The sequence below is a fragment of the Pseudomonas turukhanskensis genome (assembly GCF_027922365.1).
Lineage (GTDB): Bacteria > Pseudomonadota > Gammaproteobacteria > Pseudomonadales > Pseudomonadaceae > Aquipseudomonas > Aquipseudomonas turukhanskensis.
Genome location: NZ_BSFN01000003.1, coordinates 24,570 through 46,719, shown reverse-complemented (window position 1 = coordinate 46,719; position 22,150 = coordinate 24,570). Strand labels below are relative to the sequence as shown.

Genomic DNA, 22,150 nt, shown 5'->3' with positions numbered 1-22,150 from the left:
CTGCAAGGAAGCGATGATGAAGCTCACATGGATGGTTCCTGTTTTGTTGCTGGCGTTGGCTGGTTGCGACTCCTCCTCCAAAGGCGGCGACGGCGCGGTTGACCCCAACGCCGGCTACAACGTCAGCGGCGAAAAAGCCAAAGCGGGCGCCTTCCTGGCATACGAGCACGACGTCACCCTGCAACTCGACAAGGCGGCAGTAAAACAGCGTCTGGCCGACACCCGCGAGGCATGCACCAGCGGCCGTTTCGGCGCCTGTGACCTGCTGGGCATCGAGCAAGGCGACTACGACTACCGCGCCGGCTTTCTGCGGGTACGCATCGTGCCCGAGGGTGTCGAGAAGCTGGTGGCACTGGCGGGCGAAGGCGGTACGCTGATCAGCCGCAACACCCACGCCGAAGACCTCGCCCAGGCCGTCTCCGACAACCAGCAAGTGCGCGAACGCCTGCAGCGCCAATACAAAACCCTCGAACAATTTCAGGACCGCAAAGACCTGAGCGTCAGCGATATGCTCGCCCTCGCCCGCGAGATGGCCGAGGTGCAAGTGCAGCTGGATGCAACGTCTCAGGAAGCCGCGCAGCAACAGCGGCGTATCAACACCAACCTGCTGACCCTCACGTTCCGCACCGAAGAGCAACGCCCAGGCCGCTTCAGCCGAATTGGCGATGCCGTCACCGGCCTGCTCGACAACGCCACCGACGGCACCACCAAAGCCCTGGAAGTGCTCGGCTACAGCATCCCCTTCCTGATCTTGATGTTCCCGCTGACACTGCTGGTGCGCTGGTTGTGGCGCAAGATCACCCGGCGCAAAGCCGGCTGATTCAAAACACCTGGCTGTACCGAGGCGGCGCCATCCCCGATAATGGCGCCCCTCTCTGGCAACACAACGACACCTGCGCGCAATGACCGCCTTTTTCCTCGCCCTGCTTGGCGCCGCCCTGGTGAACAACCTGCTGGTGCTGCTGCCCGCCGGTGCCGACGCCGTGCAAACGCGGCCGGCGCAATTGGCGGTGCACGGGCCGGCGAGCGCGCTGTTGATTGCGCTGGCTACGCCCCTGGGCTGGGTGTTGTTTCATGGCGTGCTGGTGCCGCTGCAACTCGACTATCTGCAGTTGTTTGGGTATGTGCCGTTGTTGGCGGGGTTAGCGTGGCTAACGCGGATTGCTGTTTGTAGGAGCGAGCGGGCCGCGATCAGTCTTGCTCGCGAACCAGGCGACGCGGCCCGCTCGCTTCTACAGGCCGGTGCCGCGTTGGGCAGCATATTACTGGCGCAAGAGCAGTCGTTTCTTCACGCGCTGGCACAAGGCATCGGCGGCGGCCTGGGCTTCTGGCTGGCGCTGAAAATATTGGCCGATCTGCTCGAGCGCATCGACCACAGCGCCGTGCCCGCCGCCTTTCGCGGTGGGCCACTGTGGCTGATTTGTGCCGGCGTCGTCGGCATGGTGCTGTTGGGCCTACAAGGGCTCGCGCCGCAATGAGCAGCCTGATTTCGGTACGTGCCATCGACGCCCTGCTGCCGCAGACTCAATGCGGCAAATGCGGGCATCCGGGCTGCATGCCTTATGCCGAAGGCATCGCCCAGGGCGAGGCAATCAACAAGTGCCCGCCAGGTGGCGAAACCACGATTGCCGCCCTGGCGCAGTTGCTCCACGTGCCCGTACTGCCGCCGGAGTTGCCGCCAATTCCGCCGCAGTTGGCGGTGATTCGCGAAGCCGAGTGCATCGGCTGCACCAAGTGCATTCAGGCCTGCCCGGTTGATGCCATCGTCGGCGCGGCAAAGTTGATGCATACGGTGATTAGCGACGAATGCACCGGCTGCGAACTGTGCGTGGCGCCCTGCCCGGTCGACTGCATTGACTTGGTTCCCTTGGCCGAGCCAGAGGCGCAAGCGCAGCGCTTGCGGGCCGACCATTTCCGTCAGCGCCATGAAAACCATCAAGCCCGCTTGCAGCGTGAAGACGCGCGGCGTCAGGCCGAACGCGCAGCGCGGGCCGAGCGCGCGGCGCAGCCGGTGGCCGCCGCCACGCTTGACCCGGTGCAAGCGGCAATCGAGCGGGTGAAGGCGCAAAAAGCCGCCAGCGTCGATGACCGCCTCAAGCGTCTGAAAATCGAAGCGGCCATGGCGCAGGTGGCGTACAGCAAAGCGCAGCGGCAACTGGCGACCTATGGAACGCCGGAGCTGGAACAGCAAGTGGAGGCGTTGCGGCAAGCCGCTGAAACCGCGCAGGCGGCACTACAAGCCGCCAACGCAGCCGCGCCAGCCGACGAAAGCCAGGTCGCGCTGAAAAAAGCCAAGATCACCCTCGCGGTCGCCCGCGCCGCGTTGAAAACGGCTGAGCGCGACGGTGCCGAACTGGCGCCGCTGCAAGCCGAATTGCGTGCAGCCGAGCAGGCGTTGCACCAGGCCGAAGAAGCCTGCAACAAGCCGGCGCCGAATCTGCAACGCATCGACAAGCGGCCGATAGACAGCCAGGCCCGCGCGTTGAAAACCGAGCTGGCGTATGCCCGTGCCGAGGTCAGCAAACTCGAGCGCCAGCAGCCGCCCGATGAGCCGGCGCTGGCCGCAGCAAAACAACGGCTCCGTGACGCCGAGGCGCGGCTCAATGCCTATCACGCGCCCTGACCTGGCCTTCGACCCCCGCCCGAGCATGCAATGGGTGCTGCTGGCCTGCGTGCCCGGCGCGTTGGTGCTGAGCTGGCAATTTGGCTGGGGCACTGTGCTGCAATTGCTGCTGGGCGTGGCCACGGCGTTGACGTGCGAAGCATGGGTACGCCGGCGCACCGGCAGCCTCAGCCCGACACTGGCTGATGTAGCCCTGCTGGGCGATGGCAGCGCACTCGTCAGCGCCGTGCTGCTGGCCTTGGCGCTGCCGCCTTATGCGCCGTGGTGGCTGAGTGTCAGCGCGGCGGCCTTTGCCCACCTGGTCGGCAAGACGCTGTTCGGTGGCTTCGGTAAAAACCCGTTTAATCCGGCCATGTTGGGGTATGCGTTTGCCTTGCTGGCCTTCCCCGTGCAGATGAGCCAGTGGCCAACGCCCGGCAGTGGCCAGGGCCTGATGGCCGGGTTGCAGCAGGTGTTTGCTGGGCAACCTGCCATCGATGGCTGGAGCCAGGCCACTGTGCTCGACAGCCTGAAACACAACGACCGCCTGACGGTGGATGAGCTGTTTGCCCGTAACCCGGCGTTTGCCCACTGGAGCGCGGGTTGGGTCAACCTGGCGTTTCTGCTCGGCGGGCTGCTGTTGCTCAAGCAGAAAGTGATTCGCTGGCACACGCCCGTGGGTGTGCTCGGCGCGCTGGTTGTCGCCAGCCTGCTGTGCTGGAACGGCTCGGGGTCGGATTCCAACGGTTCGCCGTTTTTCCATCTGTTTTCTGGCGCAACCATGCTGGGTGCATTTTTTATTGCCACCGAGCCGGTGTCCGGCCCCGGCAGCGACCGCGCTCGCCTGCTCTTCGGTATTGGCGTGGGGCTGTGGCTGTATGCCATCCGCACTTGGGGCGGGTATGCCGACGGCGTGGCCTTTGCCGTGCTGGGCATGAATCTGTTGGTGCCCTTGCTCGAACGGCATGCGGCGCGGCGGCTGGAGAAAATGGCCCATGAATAAGCGTACGTTGGCCGTGGCGGGCGTGGTGCTGCTGGCGTTGATAGCGGTCGTGGTCGGCATCGAGCGGCTGCTGAGCGAGCAGATTGCCAGTGAGCGCCAGGCAGCCCAGGAGCGCGCGCTGCTGGATCTGCTGGCCCCCGGCAGCTACGACAACCACCCTCTGGCCGCGCCCATCGCCCTGCCAGACAGCGAACGGCTCGGCTTACCGGCGCCGGCCTTTGCCTACCTCGCTAGCCGCAACGGCGAACCCAGCGCGGTATTGCTGCCCGCCCGTGGCACGGGTTACGAAGGCAATATCGACCTGTTGCTGGCCGTCTCCCCCGCCGGCCAACTGCTGGCGGTGAAAGTATTGAGCGAGCATGAAACGCCTGGCCTGGGCGACCTCAGCAACGCGGCGAAAAGCCCGTGGCTGCGGGGCTTTTTTGGCCATAGCAGCAGCGATACCGATTGGCGGGTGAAGGCTGACGGCGGCCAGTTCGATCAGATGGCCGGCGCCACGGTTACCTCCCGTGCCGTCAGCAAGGCCGTGCAACAGGGCTTGCGCTATTTCGATGCGCACAAACCGCTGCTGCTCAAACAGGTGACGCCATGAGGCCTGTAACGCTGGTGGCCTTGGCGCCACTGCTGGGGGCGACCGACCTGTTGATCAAAGCGTTGGGATTGAGCCTGGTGGCACTGCCACTGCTGGCGCTGCTCGGTGTGCTGGCCACGCTGCTGCAACGACTGGACGCCAAGCTGCGCACCCTGGTGCTGCTGATGGCGGCCTGCGCAGTACTGAGCCTCGCCGATTTGCTGTTCCAAGCCTGGGCGCTGGAGCTGCGCGATGCGTTGGGCATTTTCCTGCCGCTGTTGCTGGTGGTCCTGCTTCAGCCGCCGCTGACGATGCGTGACGGGCTGCGTCAGGGTGGTTTATTTGCTGCGCTGGCGTTGCTGCTTGGCGCCCTGCGCGAGTGCCTGGGCAGCGGCACGTTGCTAGGCCATGCCGAATGGCTGTTCGGCCCGGCGGCGGGAAACTGGACCTTGCAGCTCGAAGGCTTTACTGGCCTGCACGTGTTCGGCTTCGCCCCGGGCGCCTTTATTCTGTTGGGCGTGCTGTGGGCCCTGGCCCGATGCGTGCTCCCTTTCCCGGATTCCAAAGCCTGATGAATGCCGCCAAGCGTTACGAAATCTTTCGCCGTCTGCACGAAGAAAACCCCGAACCCAAGACCGAGCTGGCCTACACCACGCCATTTGAATTGCTGATTGCGGTGATTCTGTCTGCGCAGGCCACCGATGTGGGCGTCAACAAGGCCACGGCCAAACTCTATCCGGTGGCCAATACCCCGGAGGCAATTTATGCCCTGGGCGTTGAAGGCTTGAGCGAATACATCAAGACCATTGGCCTTTACAACAGTAAGGCCAAGAACGTGATCGAAACCTGCCGCCTGCTGATCGAGCTGCACGGCAGCAAAGTGCCAGACAACCGGGAGGCGCTGGAAGCCTTGCCCGGCGTCGGGCGCAAGACGGCCAACGTGGTGTTGAACACGGCGTTTCGGCAATTGGCGATGGCGGTGGACACCCATATTTTCCGCGTCGCCAACCGCACAAACATTGCGCCGGGCAAGAATGTGGTCGAGGTGGAAAAACAGTTACTCAAGTTTGTACCCAAGGAATTTCTGCTGGATGCGCACCATTGGCTGATCTTGCATGGCCGTTACGTGTGCCAGGCGCGCAAGCCGCGGTGCGGCAGTTGCCGGATAGAGGACCTGTGCGAGTACAAAGCCAAAACCTCCGACGATTGACTTTATTGTGTTCTTGCTATGGGTCGATTGAAAAAATCTTTTTTACCGCTCCCGCGTTTGCCGATATAAGGTGCGCCAATGGCCCTGTAGCCGGGAGTGGACGTCAATGAGCACTAGCAAAGAAGAACTGGAACTCGACGAAGACGTGGTAAGCGAAGATGGTGACGAGGTTGTGGAGGCCCCGGTTGAAGTGGCCAAGACCAACCTGACCAAGCGCCGAATCATCGACAACCTGTTGGAAGAGCGACGGTTGCACAAACAACTGGCCGAATACGATTTCGATCTCTAGCCAGACCAAAAAGCCCGACTTGATGTCGGGCTTTTTTGTTGGGTGCTTGATTCTTTGTAGGAGCGACCTTGGTCGCGAACCCTGCCCACCTCGGTAACGGTGTTGGCAGGGTTCGCCAGCAAGCTGGCTCCTACAGTCGGCCTTTAGTCGCCGCGCGACGGCGACAGCAGCTCGATCTTGTAGCCATCCGGATCTTCCACAAACGCCAGAATGCTGGTGCCGTGTTTCATCGGGCCCGGCTCGCGGGTGATTTTGCCGCCGCGGGTGCGGATGTCTTCGCAGGCTTTGTAGACATCGGCCACTTCCAATGCGATATGGCCGTAACCGGTGCCCAGCTCGTAGCTCTCGACGCCCCAGTTGTGGGTCAGCTCGATCACGCTGTTGTCCGCTTCATTGCCGTAGCCCACGAACGCCAGGGTGAACTGGCCATCGGGGTAGTCTTTGCGGCGCAGCAGGGTCATGCCGAGCACTTCGGTATAGAACGCGATGGATTTATCCATATCGCCGACACGCAGCATGGTGTGCAGCAGTCTCATCAGTCGTATCCTCATCGATGCCCGTAGTCTCGGGCTTAGAAATGCAAACCCCGGCTCATGGCCGGGGTTTGTGTAGGCACATACAAGCTTATCAGAACAGCTTGCGGCCCTTGTTGGCGGCGATGCGCATGCGCAAGGCGTTCAACTTGATAAAGCCAGCCGCGTCGGCCTGGTTGTAGGCGCCGCCGTCTTCTTCGAAGGTGGCGATATTGGCGTCGAACAACGAGCCTTCGGACTTGCGACCAGTAACGATCACATTGCCTTTGTACAGCTTCAGGCGAACCACACCGTTCACGTGCGCCTGGGAGGCGTCGATCATCTGTTGCAGCATCAGACGCTCAGGGCTCCACCAGTAGCCGGTGTAGATCAGGCTGGCGTACTTGGGCATCAGCTCATCTTTGAGGTGAGCGACTTCGCGGTCCAGGGTGATGGACTCGATCGCGCGGTGCGCACGCAGCATGATGGTGCCGCCGGGGGTTTCGTAGCAGCCGCGGGACTTCATGCCGACATAGCGGTTTTCCACGATGTCGAGACGACCGATACCGTTCTCGCCGCCGATTTTGTTCAGTGTGGCCAATACGGTAGCCGGGCTCATTTCCACACCGTCGAGGGCGACGATGTCGCCGTTGCGGTAGGTGAGTTCCAGGTAGGTCGGCTTGTCTGGAGCGTTCTCGGGCGAGACGGTCCATTTCCACATGTCTTCTTCGTGCTCGGTCCAGGTGTCTTCCAGCACGCCGCCTTCATAGGAGATGTGCAGCAGGTTGGCATCCATGGAGTACGGCGACTTTTTCTTGCCGTGACGCTCGATTGGAATGGCGTGCTTCTCGGCGTAGTCCATCAGCTTCTCGCGCGACAGCAGGTCCCACTCGCGCCAGGGAGCAATCACTTTTACGCCGGGCTTGAGCGCGTAGGCGCCAAGCTCGAAGCGAACCTGGTCGTTGCCTTTGCCGGTGGCGCCGTGGGAAATGGCGTCAGCACCGGTTTCGTTGGCGATTTCGATCAGGCGTTTGGCAATCAGCGGACGAGCGATGGAAGTACCCAGCAGGTACTCGCCTTCGTACACAGTGTTGGCGCGGAACATGGGGTAGACGAAATCTCGCACGAATTCTTCGCGCAGATCGTCGATGAAGATTTCCTTGACGCCCATGGCCTGTGCCTTGGCACGAGCAGGCTCAACTTCTTCGCCTTGACCGAGATCGGCGGTGAAAGTCACCACTTCACATTGATAGGTGTCTTGCAGCCACTTGAGAATTACCGAAGTGTCCAGGCCACCGGAATACGCCAGGACAACCTTCTTTACGTCCGCCATGCCATCACTCCACGGGGTTCTACGGAAAACCCGCGATTCTACTGCCCGCGCCGGACAATTTACAGAGGCGCGACAGCTTATGACGATGAAGCGACGGGTTCTTTCGTCTAAACGACGGACGTATTAAGACGTGGCAGCGGGTTTTATCGGAGCTGTCGCAGGCGTAGTAGGCGCCGGCGGCATGGGATCGCGGGACAAATGCACGGTAACCCGACGATTTTTCGCCCGATTGGCGGCGTTGGTGTTGGGCACCAGCGGATACCGTTCGCCATGGAAGCGCAGCACAATCTGCGACTCGGGAATGCCATTGGCCTTGAAGTACTCGGTAACGGCCAGGCCGCGGCGGCGGGACATGTCCAGGTTGGTCAGGCGATTGCCGCCGTTGTCCGAATGGCCATCAAGCTCGATATGGTTAACGCTCGGATCGGCCTTCATATATTGAAGGATGATCTCCAGCTTGGCGCGGGACACGTCGTCCAGGTCGGCGCCACCTCCCGGAAAATTGATTTGCGCTTGCTTGATCTGGTCGTAGTTCACCGGCAGCAGCTTGGTCGTGCAATCGAGGTAGTCGTGGTAGGCCTTGTTGAATTTCACCGGCATCAGGCGCACTTCAATGCCTTCGCCGCCATCGGGCGTGCGGTGGCGCACCAGCGGGCTGCGCCCTTCCAGCAAGCCGGTAAGCAGGCGCGTGCCCTGTTGCTGGGTGCTGTTGAACGGCATGGGGCCGTTATCAACCACATTGACCATGCCCAGGTTGATGTCGCCACGCCCCGGCTGCCAAGGCGCAGCGGCAGCGACCAGGGTGGCCGAGCCTGCGCCCAACCAGCGCTCGCGGGCCTGCAGGCGGAAAGTGACCTGCTCGCCGGCACGGCGAACGAATTGGCCTTGGCCAAAATCGGTGATGTCTTGCGACAGACGGCACTCGAACTGATCGCCATCGACCTTCCACTCGACCTTTTCCAGGCGCGTCTGAAAAGTGATCGCCATGGCCGGCAGGCTGGCGAATAAGCTGAACAAGGCGAGATAGCGCTGGCGCACGGTAGGCTCCATAAGGAATTACTGCATTCTCAGGGGGTATCGGTTGCCGTTGGCAAAACTTGATAGCGGGTGCCGCTCTCAGGCTTTTCCGGTAGCATTCGCAGCAGTTTTCACCGCACAAATTTCGCTGATCTGGTATTGCCCCCCATGACTGACCGCCTAACCCTGTTGCGTCCCGACGACTGGCATATCCACCTGCGCGACGGCGCGGTGCTGCCGCACACGGTCGCCGACGTCGCGCGCACTTTCGGCCGCGCCATCATCATGCCGAACCTGGTGCCGCCAGTGCGTAACGCCGGCGAGGCTGATGGCTATCGCCAGCGCATTCTCGCCGCACGCCCGGCCGGCAGCCAATTCGAACCGTTGATGGTGCTGTACCTCACTGACGTAACCCGCCCGGAAGACGTGCGCGCGGCCAAAGCCTCGGGCTTTGTGCATGCGGCCAAACTCTACCCGGCCGGCGCCACCACCAACTCCGACTCTGGCGTGACCAGCGTCGACAAGATTTTCCATGTACTCGAAGTCATGGCCGAAGTCGGCCTGCCGCTGTTGGTACACGGTGAAGTGACCCGTGGCGAAATCGACGTGTTCGACCGTGAGAAGGTGTTTATCGACGAGCACCTGACCCGTGTGGTCGAGCGCTTCCCGACGCTGAAAGTGGTGTTTGAACACATCACCACCGGCGATGCCGTGCAGTTCGTCAACAGCGCTTCGGCCAACGTTGGCGCGACCATCACCGCTCACCACCTGCTCTATAACCGCAACCATATGCTGGTCGGTGGTATTCGCCCGCACTTCTATTGCCTGCCGATTCTCAAGCGCAATGTGCATCAGGACGCCTTGCTGGATGCCGCCACCAGCGGCAGCGGCAAGTTCTTCCTCGGCACCGACTCGGCGCCCCATGCCCAGCACGCCAAGGAAGCCGCCTGCGGCTGCGCAGGCTGCTACACGGCCTATGCCGCCATCGAGCTGTACGCCGAGGCGTTCGAACAGCGCAATGCGCTGGATAAACTGGAAGGGTTTGCGAGCAAGAACGGCCCGGATTTCTACGGCCTGCCGCGCAACACCGACACCATTACCCTGGTCCGTGAAGAATGGACTGCCCCGACCAGCTTGCCGCTCGGCGAGCACAGTGTCGTCCCGCTGCGCGCCGGTGAAAAACTGCGCTGGCGCCTGCTGGAGCAAACTGCGTGAGTGAAGAAAACTACGACGACGAACTGGAAGGCGGCGGCGGCAGCGGTTCGCGCCATCCCATGGCCGAGCGGTTTCGCGGCTATCTGCCAGTAGTGGTCGACGTCGAAACAGGCGGCTTCAACTCCGCGACCGACGCCTTGCTGGAAATTGCGGCCACCACCGTGGGCATGGATGAAAAAGGCTTTCTGTTTCCCGAGCACACCTATTTCTTCCGCATCGAGCCGTTTGAAGGCGCCAATATCGAGGCCGCGGCATTGGAGTTCACCGGCATCAAGCTTGATCACCCGCTGCGCATGGCGGTAAGCGAGGAGTCGGCGCTGACGGATATTTTCCGTGGCATTCGCAAGGCGCTGAAGGCCAATGGCTGCAAGCGCGCGATTCTGGTGGGGCATAACAGCAGTTTCGACCTGGGCTTCCTCAATGCCGCTGTGGCGCGCAACGATCTGAAGCGCAACCCGTTCCACCCGTTTTCCAGCTTCGATACTGCCACCCTCGCTGGCCTTGCCTATGGGCAAACGGTGCTGGCGCGCGCCTGCCAGGCCGCGGGCATGGACTTCGATGGCCGTGAAGCGCATTCGGCGCGTTACGACACCGAGAAAACAGCCGAGCTGTTCTGCGGCATCGTCAATCGCTGGAAAGAACTGGGCGGCTGGCAGGATTTCGACGACTGATCGCGCTCCACGCACGTAAAAAACCCGGCCTTGGTGCCGGGTTTTTTATTGTCTTCTGGCGGGCGTTTGACCGTTTATCGGTGCGCGGGATTATTGGCGGCAATATCCCTTTCACGTTTTGACAAGCGTTCTCATTAACATTAGTATCCTTCGCATCAAGCCATTTCGAGTTTTGGGCCCTTTATGTACGTATGCCTTTGCATGGGTGTCACCGACGGTCAGATCCGCGATGCAATCAACGAAGGTTGCTGCAGCTACCGCGACGTTCGTAACGCGCTGGAACTTGCCAGCCAATGCGGTAAATGCGCGACCTTGGCCAAGCAAGTGGTTCGCGAAACGCTGACCGAAGTACAAAGCAGCCAGGCCGCCCTCGCCTACCCCGCAAATTTTGTTATGGCGTAGAAGTAGTCATTTTCCGAAAACCGGACCTGGTGTCCGGTTTTTTTATGCCCGAAATTCAAGCAGTTAGCGCCAAGACGCAGAAACAAAACATTCGTATTCGGTTTTAATTTGCGTTTAAATTCAACTACTTACATTTGACAGGCAAAAAATGCAGGGTCAGACTCTCACGCTATCACTCCCTTGCACGGCAGGACCCCGACATGAAAGGCGACAAGAAAGTCATCCAGCACCTCAATAAAATCCTCGGCAACGAGCTGGTCGCCATCAACCAATACTTCCTGCATGCGCGCATGTATGAAGATTGGGGCCTGAAAAAGCTGGGCGAGCACGAGTACCACGAGTCCATCGACGAGATGAAACACGCGGATAAGCTCATCAAGCGCATTCTGTTCCTCGAGGGCCTGCCTAACCTGCAAGACCTGGGCAAGATCCTGATTGGTGAAAACACCAAGGAGATGCTGGAGTGCGACCTGAAGATCGAGCACAAAGCGCATATCGATCTGAAAGAAGCCATCGCCTACTGCGAGAGCATTGCCGACTACGCCAGCCGCGAGCTGCTCGAAGAGATCCTTTGCTCCGAGGAAGACCACATCGATTGGCTGGAAACCCAACTGAGCCTGATCGACAAAGTCGGACTGCAGAATTACCTGCAATCGCAGATGGATGAGTAATTCGTCAGGCACAAAAAAGCCCCGCTTCGGCGGGGCTTTTTATTGACTGCGTTTTTGCAGTGCGTGATCAGGCGTCCGCTTTGGCGGAGGCGGCCTTGACCAGGGTTTGCAACTCGCCGTTTTCGAACATCTCAACCATGATGTCGCTACCGCCAACCAGCTCGCCGCCAACCCACAGCTGCGGGAAGGTAGGCCAGTTTGCGTATTTCGGCAGGTTGGCGCGGATTTCCGGGTTTTGCAGGATGTCGACGTAGGCGAATTTCTCGCCGCATGCCATGACAACCTGAGCGGCTTTCGACGAGAAGCCACATTGCGGGGCGTTCGGTGAGCCTTTCATGTACAGCAGGATGGCGTTGTTAGCGATCTGCTCTTTGATAGTTTCGATGATATCCATGGGTACCTCAGCACTAAGGCCTATCTGACTGTCCAAATCGCCGACTCACGGGCCGACACGGTGGCGGACATTGTATCGGAAAGCCGCGCAAATGGCGCGACCCTCCTATCGTCGTAGGCTATCAGGCTGCAGCCACCACGACTGGCACCCCATTGAGCGCCGCATTACCTGACAAGACATCCAATTGCCGCTCATCCGTCAAGTCGTTGGCACTGGCACCCGGCTGCGCGCTGGCAATCGCCATCTGTACCCCTGGCCGCCCGTGGCCCCAACCATGGGGAAGGCTGACCACGCCTTGCATCATTTCGTCGCTGCCAACGGCTTCGACTTCAATCACGCCGACCCGCGAACGCACGCTGACCAATTGGCCATCGGTCAACGCCCGGCTGGCCATGTCCTGCGGGTTCATCAGCAGTTGATGGCGTGGCTTGCCCTTCACCAGACGGTGGTAGTTGTGCATCCAGGAGTTATTGCTACGTACATGCCGCCGGCCAATCAGCACCAGCTCGTCGGCCTTGGGCGCCGGCTGCGCGGCAAAGCGCGCAAGGTCGCCCAGCAGGATGTCCGGGGCGGCCTGCACGGTTTTGCTCGGGGTTTTCAGGCGTTCCAGCAGATTGGGTTTCAACGCGCCCAGATCAATGCCGTGCGGGTGTTCACGCAGCTTGGCCACCGACAACTGATGCTCGGACTTCTCGCCATACAAACCGAAGCGCAAGCCCATATCGATCAGCTGCGAAGGTTCCATCGTCGGCTTGAGCACCGCGTCGGTCTTCGCCGCAAAGGCTTTGGCCAGGCCGACGAAAATTTCCCAGTCATGCAAAGCGCCAGCCGGTTTGGCCAGCACCGGTTCGTTGAAGCGGGTGACGTTGCGCACGGCGAACACATTGAAGGTGGTGTCGTAGTGATCGTGCTCCAGCGGCGCGGTAGGCGGCAGGATCAGGTCGGCATAGCGCGTGGTTTCATTGATATAGAAGTCGATGCACAGCATGAACTCCAGACCATCCAGCGCCTGCTCCAGTTGACGACCGTTGGGGGTCGACAGCACCGGATTGCCGGCCACGGTTACCAAGGCGCGGATCTGCCCCTCCCCGGGGGTGAGCATCTCTTCGGCCAGGGCGGAAACAGGCAGCTCACCGGCGTACTCGGGTAAACCCGAAACGCGGCTCTGCCAGCGATTGAAATGCCCACCCGAGGTCGTCGCCACCAGGTCTACCGCAGGCTCGGTGCAGAGCACGCCGCCTACGCGATCAAGGTTGCCGGTCACCAGGTTGATCAGTTGCACCACCCATTGGCACAGCGTGCCGAATACCTGGGTGGAAACGCCCATGCGGCCGTAGCACACCGCTTTATCGGCAGCGGCAAAGTCGCGAGCCAATTGGCGAATGGTCTCGGCCGGCACGCCACAACGCGCGCTCATGGCTTCGGCGGTAAAGGCGGCGACGGCCTTGCGCACCTCGTCTACGCCGTCGATGGGCAAGTGGCTGGTGCGCGTCAGGCCTTCTTCAAACAGGGTATTGAGCACGCCAAACAGCAACGCGGCGTCTTGCCCTGGGCGCACGAATATATGTTGGTCGGCAATCGAGGCCGTTTCACTGCGACGCGGGTCCACCACCACAACCTTGCCGCCACGGGCCTTGATGGCCTTCAGGCGTTTTTCCACGTTGGGCACGGTCATGATGCTGCCGTTGGAGGCCAGCGGGTTGCCGCCCAGAATCAGCATAAAGTCGGTGTGGTCGATGTCCGGGATCGGAATCAGCAGGCCGTGGCCATACATCAGGTGGCTGGTCAGGTGATGGGGCAACTGGTCTACCGAGGTCGCGGAGTAGCGGTTACGGGTTTTCAGTTGACCGAGAAAGTAGTTGCTGTGGGTCATCAGCCCATAGTTATGCACGCTCGGGTTGCCTTGATACACCGCCACCGCGTTCTGCCCGTGTCGCGCCTGAATATCGGCCAGGCGATCGGCGACGAGCGCGAAGGCTTCGTCCCATTCGATAGCCTGCCATTCGCTGCCCACGCGGCGCATGGGTTGGCGGATGCGATCCGGGTCGTGCTGGATATCCTGCAGGGCCACCGCCTTGGGGCAGATATGGCCATTGCTGAAGCTGTCCTGGGCATCACCTTTGATAGAAAGGATCTGCTGACTGCCGTCTGGCTGGGTTTCGGTTTCGATACTCAGGCCACAAATGGCCTCGCACAGGTGACATGCACGGTGATGGAGGGTCTTGGTCATGGCCTAGCCTCATTTTTATTTGGAGCGACTAATCAGGTCGGTAAGCCTGAACTATGGCGTGTGAGCGGCAGCTGCGCCATAGGCGTAAGCCCCGTGAATCGGGGCCTATCAGGGGATTCCATACACGTCTTCAGACGGCGACTACAGCATTCCTGACCTGCCAACCGCAGCGCGTTTCAGCAGATATATGCCATTTATATCGATAACAACGCCTTCGCTAGTCGCATTACTCCAACAAAGTGCGTATCTTTAGACCACTGTGCTGCATGTGTACCGCGAATCGCAACCTGGTGTTTAGATCTCGATCCAACCATCTACACGTATTCCGATAACTCTTTGCACTCAGTACTGGCTGGGCCTGTAGCCCGCCGCAATCCACTCTGTTCAAGGATCTACACCATGGCTAATCGCGAAACTGGTACCGTTAAATGGTTCAACGATGAAAAAGGCTTCGGCTTCATCACTCCAAGCAACGGCGGCGCTGACCTGTTCGTGCACTTCAAAGCTATCCAATCCGATGGCTTCAAGAGCTTGAAAGAAGGTCAGACCGTATCTTTCGTGGCCGCCAAAGGCCAGAAAGGCATGCAAGCTGAAGAAGTACAGGTAGTCTAAGACTCCCCGCGCTTCATAAAAAACCCCGCTTCGGCGGGGTTTTTTTATGCCTTGAAAATGCCGTTTTCTGCGCTGCCAATGCCGTTGGCGGGTTTGCCAAGCCACTTGGCGGCAGTGTACAAAGGCTGCCCCCAGGCGCTGCCTGGCGCACTACACACCTGGCATGAGATATCTGAAACAAACGTCGCCTCTTTCAAAGATGACATGACGCGACATTTACTTATAAGATCCGGCCTCCCCATTTCGTCGCACCGTGCGGCCCCCAGCCGCTGGTAGAGCCCTTTTTTCTGTGAAAACCCAAAGGCTTGCTCGCCAGCGCAATCGTTGTACAAAAGGTAGTTAATGATGAGCGCAAGACACTTTCTCTCGCTAATGGACTGCACACCCGATGAGTTGCTGGGTCTGCTTCGTCGCGGCATCGAGCTGAAGAGCCTGCGCCATCGAGGCATTCTTTTTGAACCGCTGAAAAATCGCGTGCTGGGCATGATCTTCGAGAAAGCCTCGACCCGCACCCGCCTCTCCTTCGAAGCCGGCATGATCCAGCTCGGCGGCCAGGCCATCTTTCTGTCGCCGCGTGACACCCAACTGGGCCGTGGCGAGCCGATCAGCGATGCCGCCATCGTCATGTCGCGCATGCTCGATGCGGTGATGATCCGCACATTCGCCCACAGCACCCTCACCGAATTCGCCGCCCACTCGCGCGTGCCGGTCATCAATGGCCTGTCGGACGACCTGCACCCGTGCCAATTGCTGGCCGATATGCAGACCTACCACGAGCTGCGCGGCGCCATCCAGGGCAAAACCGTGGCGTGGATCGGCGACGGCAACAACATGTGCAACAGCTACATCGAAGCTGCCCAGCAGTACGATTTCCACCTACGCGTCGCGTGCCCGCAAGGCTATGAGCCAAACCCGACCTTTATGGCCCAGGCTGGCGAGCGAGTGACCATCGTGCGTGACCCGCGTGAAGCGGTAGCCGGCGCCCATCTGGTCAGCACCGACGTCTGGACCTCCATGGGCCAGGAAGAAGAAGCCGCAGAGCGCCTCGCGCTTTTCAAGCCTTACCAGGTGACCCGCGCCCTCCTCGACCAGGCGGCCAGCGACGTGTTGTTTCTGCACTGCCTGCCGGCACACCGCGGTGAAGAGATCAGCGAAGACCTGCTCGACGACCCACGCTCCGGCGCCTGGGACCAGGCCGAAAACCGCCTGCACGCGCAAAAGGCGTTGCTGGAAATGCTGGTCGAGCCAGGCTACCGCCCGGCATGAGTGCCGCTGCGCTGCTGAGCCTGCGTGACCTCAGTTGCGGCTACCGCGACCACCCCGTGGTGCAACAACTGAACCTGCAACTTAATGTCGGCGAAATCGGCTGCCTGCTCGGCCCGTCGGGCTGCGGCAAAACCACTACGCTGCGCGCCATCGCCGGCTTCGAGCCGGTGCTGAGCGGTGAAATCCAGTTGGGCAGCAGCGTTATTTCCCGCGCCGGCTTCACCCTGGCCCCGGAAAAGCGCCGCATCGGCATGGTGTTTCAGGACTACGCGTTGTTCCCGCACCTGACCGTGGCCGACAACGTCGCCTTCGGCATCCGCGAGCACACCAACTGCACGCAAACCACCGCCGAGCTGCTGGACCTGGTCAAGCTCTCCACCCTGAGCAAACGTTTTCCCCACGAGCTCTCCGGCGGCCAGCAACAGCGCGTGGCCCTGGCCCGCGCGCTCGCGCCGGCACCGCAACTGTTGCTGCTCGATGAGCCGTTCTCCAACCTCGACAACGAGCTGCGTCGCCGCCTGAGCCAGGAAGTGCGCGAAATCCTCAAGGCCCGCGGCACCAGCGCCGTGTTGGTCACCCACGACCAGGAAGAAGCCTTCGCCGTCAGCGACAAGGTGGGCGTGTTCAAGGAAGGCCATCTGGAGCAGTGGGACACGCCGTACAACCTCTACCACCGGCCGCAAACTCCCTTTGTTGCCAGCTTTATCGGCCAGGGCTATTTCATTCGCGGCGAAATGCTTAGCCGTGAATCGGTGCAGACCGAGCTGGGGGTTATCCACTGCCAGCCGCGCGATTGGCCCAGCGGTAGCCCGGTTGACGTGTTGCTGCGCCCGGATGACATCGCCTTCGCCGAAGACGGTTTGCAGCAGGCACTGGTACTGAGCACCAGCTTCCTCGGCGCCAGCACACTCTACCGCTTGCGCCTGGCCACTGGCGGGCACGTGGAAGCCTTGTTCCCAGGCCATGTGCAGCGACAAACCGGCGAGTACGTTGGTGTGCGTCTGGCGGCCTCGCAAGTGGTTACCTTCGCCGCGCCCGGCAGCCAGCTTTAAAGCACCACCACCCGGTCGCGGCCGCTGTCCTTGGCTTGATACAACGCCCGGTCGCCCCGCTGCATCGTGGTTTGCCACGGCTCGGGGCCGTTGTAACGGCTAACGCCCACCGACAACGTCATGCGCAAGTGCGCAAAACCTTCCCACTGCGTAGTGCGCAAGGTTTCGCGCAAGCGCTCCATGGCCTGCAATGCGCCTGCCTCGTTGGTGTTCGACAGAATCAACAAAAACTCCTCGCCGCCCATGCGCGCGACAAAGTCCACGTCGCGCACCACCCGCTGCAGAATTTTCGCCAACTGGCATAGCACCGCATCGCCGCCGTGATGACCGTAGGCATCGTTAACGTGTTTGAAGAAATCCAGATCCAGCAGGCACAGCACAAAGTCGTAGGTGCCGCGGTCTGCCAGCGCCTTCTGCTGATCCAGCACCTCATTGGCGAAACGGCGGTTGTACAGGCCGGTCAGCTCATCGGTAATCGCCAACTGCTGGATACGCTCAAGCGCCACGTGCAGGTCGCGGTTACGCTCCTGGAGCACGTCGCGCAGACGGCTCATTTCCAGCCCCAGCATCGACACCCCGCCAATCAGCACAAAAAACGCCAGGGTGCGAATCGCCTCCACCCGCCAGTCGAATGCCACACCGCGAAGCATCAGCGCCGCCATCAGCACCCCATAACAACCGGCGGTGAACAGGCCAATGCGAACAAAGCCCCGCAGGTCGAGGCGGAAGGCGCCAAACATCAGCACCACCAGCACCATCATCAGAAACAACGCCCGCAGGGAGTCGGCGTAGTACACGCTGATAAAAATCACGCCAATGGCCCAGCTCATCTGCGGCAATGTCAGGCTGGGGTCGTGAAAACGCAGGTTGAGGTTGAACCAGGTCAGGGCGAGAAAACCGGCGGTGCTGGCCAGCACCGCGAAGGTCAGCAACAGCATGCCGGCAACCGTCAATTGCATAAAGCCGCTGGCAAATGCCAGCCAGCACAGCAACAGATAACCAATTGAAGCACTGCTCGCCAATAGAATCCGGCGTACGCGCAACCGTTGTTGGCGAGACGGCATCAGCGGGTCCTTCTCCGTAAGGATCGTTAGGGCAGTATAACCAGCCGATGCCGTCGCGCTTGGTTGCTCAGCGGTAACCGGTCACAGATACAGACGGCCACTGGCCACTAGCACCGCATTACCGGCAATTTTTACCCGGTCGCCATCCAGCCGGCAGAACCACTCGCCGCCGCGCGCCGAACACTGAAAGGCATTGAGCTGCGTCTTCTGCAAACGCGCCGCCCAGTAAGGAATCAGGCTGCAATGGATGGAACCGGTTACCGGGTCTTCATCGATGCCGATGGCCGGGGCGAAGTAGCGGGAGACAAAGTCATGTTGCTCACCCGGCGCGGTAACGATCATGCCCAGCCACGGCAGCGTGGCCACGGCGCCAAGATCTGGCTGGCACTCACGCACCTGCTGCTCGTTTTCTAGCACCACCAACAATTCCTTGCCGGTATCGTGCACCTCGACAACAGGGCCGTTCACCGCCGCCTTGATGGCCGCGCTGGCCTCGATCCGCTGGCCCGGCAGGCTGGGGAAGTCCAAGACCAGACGCTGGCCTTCACGGCTGACGCTCAGCGCGCCGGACTGGCAGATAAAGTCCAACTGCGGCGCTGTTTCGCCGTGCAGCTCGAACAACGCGAAAGCGCTGGCCAGAGTGGCATGGCCGCACAACGGCACTTCACAGGCGGGGGTAAACCAGCGGATGTGCCACACCGCGCCCTCTTTCACCACAAACGCGGTCTCCGCCAGGTTGTGCTCGGCAGCGATGGCCTGCATGCGCGCCTCGTCCAGCCAGGCGTCCAGGCGATAGACAATCGCCGGGTTGCCGGCAAATGGTCGCTGGGTAAAGGCGTCAATCTGGTGAAAGTCGAGGGACATGGGCGCGCTCCTTGGCGGGGAAAAGCGCCCACGATACCGAGACTGAAGCACGCCGGCCTGGTACAGCCGACGCTTATTCGAGCGCTACAGCACAGCACTCCAACACCGTAGGAGCCAGCTTGCTGGCGAATGCTGGAAGCCCCGGTCGGGAATGCCGCTTGCCCGGTTCGCCAGCAAGCTGGCGCCTACCAGACGCCCGGCTAGCCCTCGCTGCGCACGCGCTTCACTGCATCCAGCCAGCCGGCGTAGAGCTTTTCCCGGTGTGCGGTGGCCATGCGCGGGCCGAACAGGTGTTGGCGGTGCCAGTGCTGAGCGATGGCGTTAAGGTCGGGATAAATACCGGCCTGCAAACCCGCCAGATAGGCCACGCCCAACGCGGTGGTTTCCGTCACCTGCGGACGCTCCACCGGCACCCCGAGAATATCGGCGAGAAATTGCATCACCCAGTTGTTCTCCACCATCCCGCCATCCACGCGCAAGGCGCTGGGCGCGGCGGCGCCGTCCTGGCCCATGGCAACCAGCAGGTCGCGGGTCTGGTAGCACACTGACTGCAAGCCGGCGGTGACGATTTCCTTGATGCCGGTATCGCGGGTCAGGCCAAAGATCGCGCCACGGGCCTTGGGGTCCCAGTACGGGGCGCCGAGGCCAGTAAAGGCTGGCACCAGAAACACGCCACTGGCATCGCCGGTCTGTTCGGCCAATGCTTCGGTATCGCGGGCGTGGCTAATCAGTTTGATGCCATCGCGCAGCCACTGCACCGCCGCGCCGGCCACAAAAATGCTGCCTTCCACGGCGTAAGTCACTTCACCTTTGAGGCGATAACCCACGGTGGTCAACAGGCGGTTTTGCGACACCACTGGCGTTTTGCCGGTGTTTTGAATCATGAAACAGCCGGTGCCGTAGGTGCTTTTCACCATGCCCGGCTCGAAGCACGCCTGACCCACCAGCGCCGCCTGCTGGTCGCCGGCCATGCCCAGCACCGGGATGCTGGCGCCAAACCAGTTGGCTTCGGTGGTGCCAAAATCAGCCGCGCAGTCCATCACCTCGGGCAGCACGCTGGCTGGAATCTCAAACAGCGCCAGCAGGTCGCTATCCCACTGCTGGGTGTGGATGTTGAACAACATAGTGCGCGAGGCATTGCTGGCGTCGGTTTTATGCGACTTGCCGCCCGTGAGGCGCCACAGCAGAAAGCTATCGACGGTGCCAAAGCGCAACTCGCCGCGCTCGGCGCGCGCCTGGGCGCCGGGGACGTTTTGCAGAATCCAGCGCAGTTTGGTGGCGGAAAAATACGGATCGATCAAAAGGCCGGTCTTGGCCGCGACCGTAGCTTCATGGCCGGCGTCTTTCAGCTCAGCGCAGTAATCGGCGGTGCGCCGGTCCTGCCAGACGATGGCCGGGTGAATCGGCGTGCCGGTGGCGGCGTCCCATACCAGCGTGGTTTCGCGCTGGTTGGTAATGCCGATTGCGGCAATTTCCGAGGCATTCAAGCCGCTCTGGCGCAGCGCATCGCGGCAGACTTTCAGGGTACTGAGCCACAGGTCTTCACCGTCGTGCTCCACCCAGCCGTCTTTAGGGAAGTACTGTTTGAATTCCTGTTGCGCGCGCGCCACCGGCAAGCCCTGGGCGCTGAACACAATGGCGCGGCTGCTGGTGGTGCCTTGGTCGATGGCAAGAAGGTACTGGGACATCTGCGCTTCCTTGTTATTTTTCGTTAGGACATCGCCAGCGGCGAACCTGCTTTCTTATTCGCGCCCGATGGGGGCAAACAGCCCTTGGCAATGGCTGGCGAGCACTTCGGCCGCCAACTCCACTTCCAGACCACGACGGCCAGCACTGACATGAATGGTGGGGTATTGCTTGGCGCTTTCATCGATAAAGGTGCGCAGGCGCTTTTTCTGCCCCAGCGGGCTGATGCCGCCGACCAGGTAACCAGTGGAACGCTGCGCGGCGGCCGGGTCGGCCATGTCGGCTTTTTTAACGCCGGCCGCATGGGCCAGTGCCTTGAGGTCCAGCGTGCCCACCACCGGCACCACGGCCACCAACAGCTCACCTTTTTCACTGGCCGCCAGCAGCGTTTTGAACACCCTCGCCGGGTCCAGGCCGAGTTTTTCCGCTGCCTCCAAACCATAGGAGGCGGCTTTGGGGTCGTGGGTGTAACTGAGCACGCGGTGCTCGGCGCGGGCTTTTTTCAACAGGTCGATGGCTGGCGTCATGTTCGAATGTGAAAATAATCGGGCGAAGTTCGCGTACCTTAGAGGCGAACCTGGCAAAAGTCGAGCATAGCCGCCCGCCCCAGCTCGTCGCTCAACCTGCTTATAATGCCGCGCAAAACAAGGAAGCCCCCATGACCCTGGCGCCCCGGCAGCAAGACATTCTCGACCTCGCGCGCGAACGCGGTTACGTCAGCATCGATGAGCTGGCGCAGGCCTTTGCCGTTACCCCGCAAACCATTCGCCGCGACATCAACCAGCTCGCCGAACAAGGCCTGCTGCGCCGCACCCACGGCGGCGCCGCCAGCGAAGCCTCGAGCACCCAGAACACCGCCTACACCATGCGCGCCGGGCTTATGCGCGATGAAAAGCAACGCATCGCCGAAGCCATTGCCGCGCAGGTGCCGGACCACGCTTCGGTATTTATCAATATTGGCACCACCACCGAAGCCATTGCCCGCGCCCTGCTCAACCACCGGGGGTTGAAGGTAATCACCAACAACCTGCATGTGGCCGCGCAACTCAGCGACAAGGCCGACTTCGAGGTGCTGGTGGCCGGCGGCACAGTGCGCAGCGACGGCGGTATCGTCGGCCAGACGGCGGTGGATTTTATTCAGCAGTTCAAAGTCGACTTTGCCCTGATGGGCATCAGCGGCATCGACGACGACGGCAGCCTGCTGGACTTCGACTACCAGGAAGTACGGGTTTCCCAAGCCATTATCGACAACGCCCGGCAAGTGCTGCTGGCTGCCGACTCCAGCAAGTTCGGCCGCAATGCCGTGGTGCGCCTGGGCTCTATTGCCCTGGTGAACCAGCTGTTTACCGACAGCGCACCCTCGCCTGCCCTGGCCCGCTTGCTTGCGCAGCATAAAGTGCAATTAAGGCTGGTCTGATCCAATCGGCGGATATCTGCGTTGCGGATATTCGCCCTACTTCCATCGAACACCGCGATAACCCTCGAC

The 22,150-nt window shown here is 61.2% G+C and carries 25 protein-coding genes; 16 read left to right on the top strand and 9 right to left on the bottom strand.

The window, feature by feature from the left end:
* Positions 1-16: 16 nt before the first annotated feature.
* The 8 genes from PKE98_RS06575 to PKE98_RS06540 all read left to right on the top strand — a co-directional run bounded on the left by PKE98_RS06575 (position 17) and on the right by PKE98_RS06540 (position 5,675).
* Entirely contained in the window at positions 17-820 is an 804-nt protein-coding gene (locus PKE98_RS06575; RefSeq protein WP_271194476.1) for a DUF4349 domain-containing protein, read from the top strand.
* A gap of 82 nt (positions 821-902) precedes the next feature.
* A complete protein-coding gene (locus PKE98_RS06570; protein ID WP_271194475.1) occupies positions 903-1,478 on the top strand; it encodes an Rnf-Nqr domain containing protein in 576 nt (191 codons plus the stop codon).
* Positions 1,475-2,623 (top strand): RnfABCDGE type electron transport complex subunit B, encoded by a 1,149-nt coding sequence (locus PKE98_RS06565; protein WP_373877817.1) that lies wholly within the window; start codon positions 1,475-1,477, stop codon positions 2,621-2,623. The genes PKE98_RS06570 and PKE98_RS06565 overlap by 4 nt, the downstream gene beginning before the upstream one ends.
* Positions 2,604-3,605: an RnfABCDGE type electron transport complex subunit D gene (locus PKE98_RS06560; protein ID WP_271194474.1), complete on the top strand. Its 1,002-nt coding sequence runs from the start codon at positions 2,604-2,606 to the stop codon at positions 3,603-3,605. Before PKE98_RS06565 ends, PKE98_RS06560 begins: the two co-directional genes overlap by 20 nt.
* Positions 3,598-4,197, top strand: a complete 600-nt coding sequence (locus PKE98_RS06555) for an RnfABCDGE type electron transport complex subunit G (RefSeq protein WP_271194473.1) — start codon at positions 3,598-3,600, stop codon at positions 4,195-4,197. Before PKE98_RS06560 ends, PKE98_RS06555 begins: the two co-directional genes overlap by 8 nt.
* Entirely contained in the window at positions 4,194-4,748 is a 555-nt protein-coding gene (locus PKE98_RS06550) for an Rnf-Nqr domain containing protein (RefSeq protein WP_271194472.1), read from the top strand. The genes PKE98_RS06555 and PKE98_RS06550 overlap by 4 nt, the downstream gene beginning before the upstream one ends.
* Positions 4,748-5,386 (top strand): endonuclease III, encoded by a 639-nt coding sequence (nth, locus tag PKE98_RS06545; RefSeq protein ID WP_271194471.1) that lies wholly within the window; start codon positions 4,748-4,750, stop codon positions 5,384-5,386. The genes PKE98_RS06550 and nth overlap by 1 nt, the downstream gene beginning before the upstream one ends.
* Positions 5,387-5,492: 106 nt before the next feature.
* Positions 5,493-5,675, top strand: a complete 183-nt coding sequence (locus PKE98_RS06540; RefSeq protein WP_110614969.1) for a PA3496 family putative envelope integrity protein — start codon at positions 5,493-5,495, stop codon at positions 5,673-5,675.
* 143 nt (positions 5,676-5,818) lie between these two features.
* Here PKE98_RS06540 and gloA read toward each other — a convergent pair whose 3' ends face one another.
* From gloA to PKE98_RS06525, 3 genes are all read right to left on the bottom strand, one after another.
* The gene (gene gloA, locus PKE98_RS06535) at positions 5,819-6,211 is read right to left on the bottom strand and encodes a lactoylglutathione lyase (RefSeq protein WP_271194470.1); all 393 of its coding nucleotides are present in this window, start codon (positions 6,209-6,211) and stop codon (positions 5,819-5,821) included.
* Positions 6,212-6,302: 91 nt separating this feature from the next.
* Positions 6,303-7,520: an argininosuccinate synthase gene (locus tag PKE98_RS06530; RefSeq protein WP_271194469.1), complete on the bottom strand. Its 1,218-nt coding sequence runs from the start codon at positions 7,518-7,520 to the stop codon at positions 6,303-6,305.
* A 123-nt stretch (positions 7,521-7,643) separates the two neighbouring features.
* Positions 7,644-8,558, bottom strand: a complete 915-nt coding sequence (locus PKE98_RS06525) for a flagellar protein MotY (RefSeq protein ID WP_271194468.1) — start codon at positions 8,556-8,558, stop codon at positions 7,644-7,646.
* A gap of 147 nt (positions 8,559-8,705) precedes the next feature.
* Between PKE98_RS06525 and pyrC the strand changes: the two genes are divergently transcribed.
* The 4 genes from pyrC (at position 8,706) to bfr (ending at position 11,496) form a co-directional block, all read left to right on the top strand.
* Entirely contained in the window at positions 8,706-9,752 is a 1,047-nt protein-coding gene (gene pyrC / locus PKE98_RS06520) for a dihydroorotase (protein WP_271194467.1), read from the top strand.
* A complete protein-coding gene (gene rnt, locus PKE98_RS06515; RefSeq protein WP_271194466.1) occupies positions 9,749-10,423 on the top strand; it encodes a ribonuclease T in 675 nt (224 codons plus the stop codon). The genes pyrC and rnt overlap by 4 nt, the downstream gene beginning before the upstream one ends.
* Positions 10,424-10,606: 183 nt before the next feature.
* The gene (locus PKE98_RS06510; RefSeq protein ID WP_271194465.1) at positions 10,607-10,825 is read left to right on the top strand and encodes a bacterioferritin-associated ferredoxin; all 219 of its coding nucleotides are present in this window, start codon (positions 10,607-10,609) and stop codon (positions 10,823-10,825) included.
* 200 nt (positions 10,826-11,025) lie between these two features.
* Positions 11,026-11,496 (top strand): bacterioferritin, encoded by a 471-nt coding sequence (gene bfr, locus PKE98_RS06505; protein ID WP_108097518.1) that lies wholly within the window; start codon positions 11,026-11,028, stop codon positions 11,494-11,496.
* 67 nt (positions 11,497-11,563) lie between these two features.
* On the opposite strand, the gene grxD is transcribed toward bfr, so the two are convergent.
* Together grxD and PKE98_RS06495 are read right to left on the bottom strand one after the other, a co-directional pair.
* On the bottom strand, positions 11,564-11,890 hold the full coding sequence (gene grxD, locus PKE98_RS06500) for a Grx4 family monothiol glutaredoxin (RefSeq protein ID WP_271194464.1): 327 nt from the start codon (positions 11,888-11,890) through the stop codon (positions 11,564-11,566).
* Between the two features lie 121 nt (positions 11,891-12,011).
* Positions 12,012-14,120 carry a molybdopterin oxidoreductase family protein gene (locus PKE98_RS06495; RefSeq protein WP_271194463.1) on the bottom strand — a complete coding sequence of 703 codons (2,109 nt, stop codon included), beginning with the start codon at positions 14,118-14,120 and terminating at the stop codon, positions 12,012-12,014.
* 399 nt (positions 14,121-14,519) lie between these two features.
* Here PKE98_RS06495 and PKE98_RS06490 point away from each other — a divergent pair, with 399 nt between their 5' ends.
* The 3 genes from PKE98_RS06490 (at position 14,520) to PKE98_RS06480 (ending at position 17,050) form a co-directional block, all read left to right on the top strand.
* Positions 14,520-14,732, top strand: a complete 213-nt coding sequence (locus PKE98_RS06490) for a cold-shock protein (RefSeq protein ID WP_108097521.1) — start codon at positions 14,520-14,522, stop codon at positions 14,730-14,732.
* A gap of 345 nt (positions 14,733-15,077) precedes the next feature.
* On the top strand, positions 15,078-15,998 hold the full coding sequence (gene argF / locus PKE98_RS06485) for an ornithine carbamoyltransferase (protein ID WP_271194462.1): 921 nt from the start codon (positions 15,078-15,080) through the stop codon (positions 15,996-15,998).
* Entirely contained in the window at positions 15,995-17,050 is a 1,056-nt protein-coding gene (locus PKE98_RS06480) for an ABC transporter ATP-binding protein (RefSeq protein ID WP_271194461.1), read from the top strand. The genes argF and PKE98_RS06480 overlap by 4 nt, the downstream gene beginning before the upstream one ends.
* Here the strand turns inward: PKE98_RS06480 and PKE98_RS06475 are convergent.
* The 4 genes from PKE98_RS06475 to ybaK all read right to left on the bottom strand — a co-directional run bounded on the left by PKE98_RS06475 (position 17,047) and on the right by ybaK (position 21,191).
* Positions 17,047-18,114, bottom strand: coding sequence for a GGDEF domain-containing protein (locus PKE98_RS06475; protein ID WP_271194460.1), 1,068 nt, complete (start codon positions 18,112-18,114; stop codon positions 17,047-17,049). The genes PKE98_RS06480 and PKE98_RS06475 overlap by 4 nt on opposite strands.
* A gap of 81 nt (positions 18,115-18,195) precedes the next feature.
* The gene (locus PKE98_RS06470) at positions 18,196-18,978 is read right to left on the bottom strand and encodes a PhzF family phenazine biosynthesis protein (protein WP_271194459.1); all 783 of its coding nucleotides are present in this window, start codon (positions 18,976-18,978) and stop codon (positions 18,196-18,198) included.
* A gap of 200 nt (positions 18,979-19,178) precedes the next feature.
* Positions 19,179-20,666 carry a glycerol kinase GlpK gene (glpK, locus tag PKE98_RS06465; RefSeq protein ID WP_271194458.1) on the bottom strand — a complete coding sequence of 496 codons (1,488 nt, stop codon included), beginning with the start codon at positions 20,664-20,666 and terminating at the stop codon, positions 19,179-19,181.
* A 54-nt stretch (positions 20,667-20,720) separates the two neighbouring features.
* Complete coding sequence (ybaK, locus tag PKE98_RS06460; protein ID WP_271194457.1) at positions 20,721-21,191, bottom strand: Cys-tRNA(Pro) deacylase; 471 nt, start codon at positions 21,189-21,191, stop codon at positions 20,721-20,723.
* Between the two features lie 131 nt (positions 21,192-21,322).
* On the opposite strand from ybaK, the gene PKE98_RS06455 reads away from it, so the two are divergent.
* A complete protein-coding gene (locus PKE98_RS06455; RefSeq protein WP_271194456.1) occupies positions 21,323-22,081 on the top strand; it encodes a DeoR/GlpR family DNA-binding transcription regulator in 759 nt (252 codons plus the stop codon).
* Positions 22,082-22,150 lie beyond the last annotated feature (69 nt).